General features: G+C 46.1%; 4 protein-coding genes and 1 pseudogene. 3 read left to right on the top strand and 2 right to left on the bottom strand.

What is annotated here, in order from left to right; translation table 11 throughout:
- The 3 genes and pseudogenes from V3S16_RS04010 to V3S16_RS04020 form a co-directional block, all read left to right on the top strand.
- Window positions 1-242 (top strand): annotated as a pseudogene (locus tag V3S16_RS04010) (polyamine ABC transporter ATP-binding protein); the annotation flags it as partial.
- Window positions 243-256: 14 nt separating this feature from the next.
- Complete coding sequence (locus V3S16_RS04015) at window positions 257-1234, top strand: MlaD family protein (protein ID WP_413883389.1); 978 nt, start codon at window positions 257-259, stop codon at window positions 1232-1234.
- Between the two features lie 63 nt (window positions 1235-1297).
- Window positions 1298-1957, top strand: a complete 660-nt coding sequence (locus tag V3S16_RS04020) for an ABC-type transport auxiliary lipoprotein family protein (RefSeq protein ID WP_413883390.1) — start codon at window positions 1298-1300, stop codon at window positions 1955-1957.
- A gap of 39 nt (window positions 1958-1996) precedes the next feature.
- On the opposite strand, the gene V3S16_RS04025 is transcribed toward V3S16_RS04020, so the two are convergent.
- Together V3S16_RS04025 and V3S16_RS04030 are read right to left on the bottom strand one after the other, a co-directional pair.
- Entirely contained in the window at window positions 1997-3004 is a 1008-nt protein-coding gene (locus V3S16_RS04025) for a 3-oxoacyl-ACP synthase III family protein (protein WP_413883391.1), read from the bottom strand.
- Between the two features lie 136 nt (window positions 3005-3140).
- Window positions 3141-3902 carry a hypothetical protein gene (locus V3S16_RS04030; RefSeq protein ID WP_413883392.1) on the bottom strand — a complete coding sequence of 254 codons (762 nt, stop codon included), beginning with the start codon at window positions 3900-3902 and terminating at the stop codon, window positions 3141-3143.
- Window positions 3903-4477 lie beyond the last annotated feature (575 nt).

Here is a 4477-nt window from a genome sequence, read left to right on the forward strand (position 1 = left end):
TGGATCCTGTTATGTCGGCTGAAGTAGATGAATTGATCGTTAAACTGAATAAAAACATCGGCACAACCGTGGTAATCGTTACGCATGAACTCGACAGTATTTTTAGTGTTGCGCAGCGGGTGATCATGCTGGATAAACATACAAAGGGGATCATTGCCCAGGGAGATCCCGTATATCTTAAAGAGCACAGTCAAAACCGGAACGTTCGACAGTTTTTCAACCGAAGGGCCAAAGCGGAATAAAGAGCGGTAACTGGATGATAGCCTCTATTAAAACAAAGCTGCTGGTGGGTATTTTTGTACTTATGGGGTTTGCCATTGCCACCACCGCCATCATATGGCTGGGGACGTCCAGCTATTTTGAAAAGGGGCTTCGTTATGTAGCCTACTTTGACGAATCCGTCCAGGGACTTGACAAGGATTCCCCGGTTAAATATCGGGGTGTGCCCATCGGCCGGGTCGAGAGCATTAAAGTAGCACCGGATGCCACTTTGATTGAGGTAGTAATGAAAATCGAAGAAGGCTTGAAACCGGAAGAACATCGCGGAGATGTAGTGGCTCAACTTAAGTCAATCGGTATCACCGGAATAATGTTTGTTGAGCTTGAACGTAAAAAAGCAAACGAACCTGACCTTGCTCCCCCGATCAATTTTTCTACTAAATATCCGATTGTGGCAACAAAACCATCTGGAATCAAAAAGTTGTTGCAAGGAATTGATGATGTTGTCAGTCAGTTCAAAGCCCTCAACTTTGGCCGTATATCCTCTAAACTGGAAGCGACTCTTGATACTACAAACCAGGCTGTTAAAGACCTGCAGCTCAAAAGCTTGTCATCAGATATGCGTTCATCCCTCGACAAAGTAAACAAAACCATGGATTCTGTTGAGAAGACGAGGGCGTCATTTAGCTCTCTTGTTGATAATACCAACCGCACCGTTTCCAGTATTTACAGTGTGGTAGCCGAAAACAAAAAGGAAATTGCCGCAGCGATTTCCGGATTAAGACGTTCCATGGAAAACGCGGACAGATTGCTGGCAAATGGTGCTGCCTTGGTCAAAGATACCGATGACGGCCTTTACAGTTTTCAGCAGCAATTGAATGCATCCTTGCAGAACCTTGAAAATGCTACCGGGGAGTTGAACAACTTACTCCAGCGCGTCAGCGATCAACCTTCGCAACTTATTTTTGGTGAACCTCCCCCGGCGAGATCGGTTGAACCGGACAATTTAAATTAGTATTATAATCTTAGAGGCTTGGTGGCTTGGTGGCTGAACTATTACCTCTTTTTTAGGAGCGTTATGAATGACATCGGGAAAAAATTCATTCTTTTGGGTTGCATTGCTCTTCTGCTTGGAGGATGTCTAAGTGGAAAACATCCTTATAAAAAAATTGACTATTACACCCTGGAATATGATGCTCCCAGCATTGCAAATTTACACACTTTTCCGTTGGTCTTGCAGATAGAACGGTTCCAGGTGGCACCGGTTTACAACACCAGTAAAATAATTTACCGGCAGCGACCTTTTACGCGAGATGCCTATACCTATCACATGTGGCGGGCCAACCCCGGAGATTTGGTCAGTCATTTTTTGGCAAGAGATCTCCGGCAGTCATTGGTTTTTAAGGCGGTAGCTGCCCCCAATAACGGCTTATTAGCCTCCCTCATTCTCCAGGGTACGGTCGATGAGTTTTACGAGCACGATGGCAAGGATTATTGGGAAGCCGTGCTTTCGGTAAGTATAACCTTGATAGTCAATAACGAGACCGATATCAGCAATAGGATCCTGTTTCAAAAAAGTTACAATGCACGCAAAGCATGCCGTCAAAAGAATCCGCGAGCCCTGGCCGCGGCCATGAGCGCAGCCATGGCGAACATATCAGAATCGATTATCACCGATATTTATAACTTTCTCGCTGAAGATTGCAGATCTTCACAAGAACAGTGTGCACCAACATAACACCTCCCTAATTGTGTTTTGGCACAATTTGGGTGTAACTTACTGTTCAAACCGATAAATAACCGCACCCCAGGTCAATCCGGCACCCAGCGCCAGAAAAACAACGGTGCTTCCGTTGCCGATCAGGTTTTTCTCAATGGCTTCGTCCAGGGCAATCGGTATGCTTGCCGCGGTTGTATTGCCATAGCGCTGGATATTATGAAAAACTTTTTCTTCAGGCAAATTCATGGCTTTGGCAAAAGCCTGGTTAATGCGAAGGTTAGCCTGATGCGGAATAAAAAGGTCGATGTCATCAATGGAAAGACCGGCCTTTTTCATGGTAGATTTTGCAACCTGTGGCAGCCTTCTGACGGCAGTTTTGAATACTAATTTGCCGTCCATGTGCGGATAATGGCGACCTTGACTGATCATCTCTGCGGTTATCCAGGGGTTCAGTTTGGGTGACGGCAATTCCACCGTCAAAATGTTCGCAAGCTCCCCCTGGGCATGCAGATTAGTGGCCAGAATACCCACATCCTCTGTTTCAACGCCTTCCAGGCAGACGGCCCCGGCACCATCACCGAATATTACCGAAACGTCCCGTCCCCGGGTTGAAATATCGATGGCGGTACTCTGGACTTCAGCACAGACAAACAGGATGCGGTTGTAATAACCGCTGCGAATAAAGGCATCCGTCATTTCCAGGCCGTAAACAAAACTGGTGCATTGCTGACGGATATCGAGAGCCGGGGTCGTTGCCAGCCCCAGTTTGTGCTGCAGAAGACACCCTGAGCCCGGAAAATAAATATCCGGACTCATGGTCCCGAAAATGATGAGATCGATATCTTCAGGCGTCCACCCTGCCCGCTCCAAGGCTATTTTTGCAGCTTCAAAACCTAGGTCCGAAGGCCCGACTCCGCCGTCTTCAGGAACCCAGTGCCGTTTTTCGATCCCGGTACGCTGCCGGATCCATTCATCCGATGTGTCCATCCATTGCTCAAGATCATGATTTGTGACAACGCGGGGCGGCAGGTAGCGTCCGGTCCCTTTTATAATAGCCTTTTTCATAGATATTGCTCCATTAACTATGATGAATTCGTGAAAAGTCGAATTCATCATGTTTGTGGATGAACCAAGTAGAGACATGGTTCGGCATACTACAGGCAAAACGGATAAAGCGAGGCGTTTTTATAAGTGTAAAGGTCTAAAAGCTTATAGTAATGGCCATATAAGGGCCGGAGGTGCTATAATCTGCTTGCACGTCGTCGGTATCAATGTCAATGGTAAAGAGACGATAGCCCCCGTGGATGTCGAGAAAGGGAAACGGTGTATAGGAAACATCGGCCTGGCTGTCAAAAATTGTGCCGTCGCCGTAACCGATACCGGTAACCAGCAGGCGGGCTTCCAGAATGTCGAGCAGAATACCCATATGGAGATTAAGGCCCAGCATGGGTATCGGGGCGGTAAAATCTTGGTTGGTGCTTAGAGTAGTGGACTTAACACTGACGTTGCCGTCGAAGAGTTTGACCTTGCCCACAAGGCCCAGAGAAAACCCGGCTAAAATGTTTTCCATGTCCAGCAGGTCATACTGGTACATGAAGTCGTAAACATCATATTCCAGACTGGTATTGACCAGGGTATTGGCAGTATAAGTCACCCCGTTAAAATTAATGGTCTTGTTAAGAGTTTTGCTGCCTTCATAATCTACACTGTAGTAGGAAAAGCTAAGATGATGATTCCCAAGCCCGCCAAAGATTTCGATGACAGGATAGGATTTATTCTCCATCCCCAGATCGTTCTCCAGGTCAAGGGTGGTGCCGGTAACGCCGTTGCCGTCAACCCTAAGATCGCCGCTCAGACCGGGAAACCAGTAATACCCCCTGACGCCGACCTCAAACGCCATGACTGGAATGGACATACCCATCAAGACCGCAACAACTATCGTAAACAACCGTGCTTTTCTCATGGTACTCTCCTTTCGTAGAAGATGCTTTGTAAAATCAGACTTCGTAAATAATGAAAGATTACGGGGAAATTTTTGTACAAAACGCTCCATTTCTAATCAAAGTGTTGGGTTCAAAGGTTCAATGTTCAAAGGTTCAGAGGTTAATCACCTCATTTAATTACCCCTATGGAATCAATGGTATAGGAAAAAATCGCGAAGCGATTAACCCGACTCGGATGAGCCGTTCGACCCTGAGCTCACAGCCGAAGGGCTCGTCGCAGGCTGAACCCTGAACCCTGAACCCTGAACCTCCTAACCCAGACCGACCGGATGCCCAATTTTTGTGAGATCCCGCAGTATATAACGGTCTACGGTCATTTTTATTTGGTGAATGACGAGGTCTGAAGTTATAGAGTATAAGTTAAAGTTAATGTGCTTTCAAGTGCTAAATCGATGCAAGCGAATCACTTTTCATTAATGGTTAATCATGTTATAATTTCAAGGTACAACTTGGTTCACTTTGCTCACCATTGGTTTTTCGAAAATGAAGAAATTTCTTTTAATTTTTCTCATACTTGTTCTGTCTCCATTATTGT

It is taken from the genome of Candidatus Desulfatibia sp., from assembly GCF_036446775.1.
Taxonomy (GTDB): Bacteria; Desulfobacterota; Desulfobacteria; order Desulfobacterales; family UBA11574; genus Desulfatibia_A.

Coding starts and splice junctions, on each gene's coding strand:
- V3S16_RS04020 (WP_413883390.1), top strand. CDS start 1,298: ATGAATGACATCGGGAAAAAATTCATTCTTTTGGGTTGCATTGCTCTT.
- V3S16_RS04030 (WP_413883392.1), bottom strand. CDS start 3,902: ATGAGAAAAGCACGGTTGTTTACGATAGTTGTTGCGGTCTTGATGGGT.
- V3S16_RS04015 (WP_413883389.1), top strand. CDS start 257: ATGATAGCCTCTATTAAAACAAAGCTGCTGGTGGGTATTTTTGTACTT.
- V3S16_RS04025 (WP_413883391.1), bottom strand. CDS start 3,004: ATGAAAAAGGCTATTATAAAAGGGACCGGACGCTACCTGCCGCCCCGC.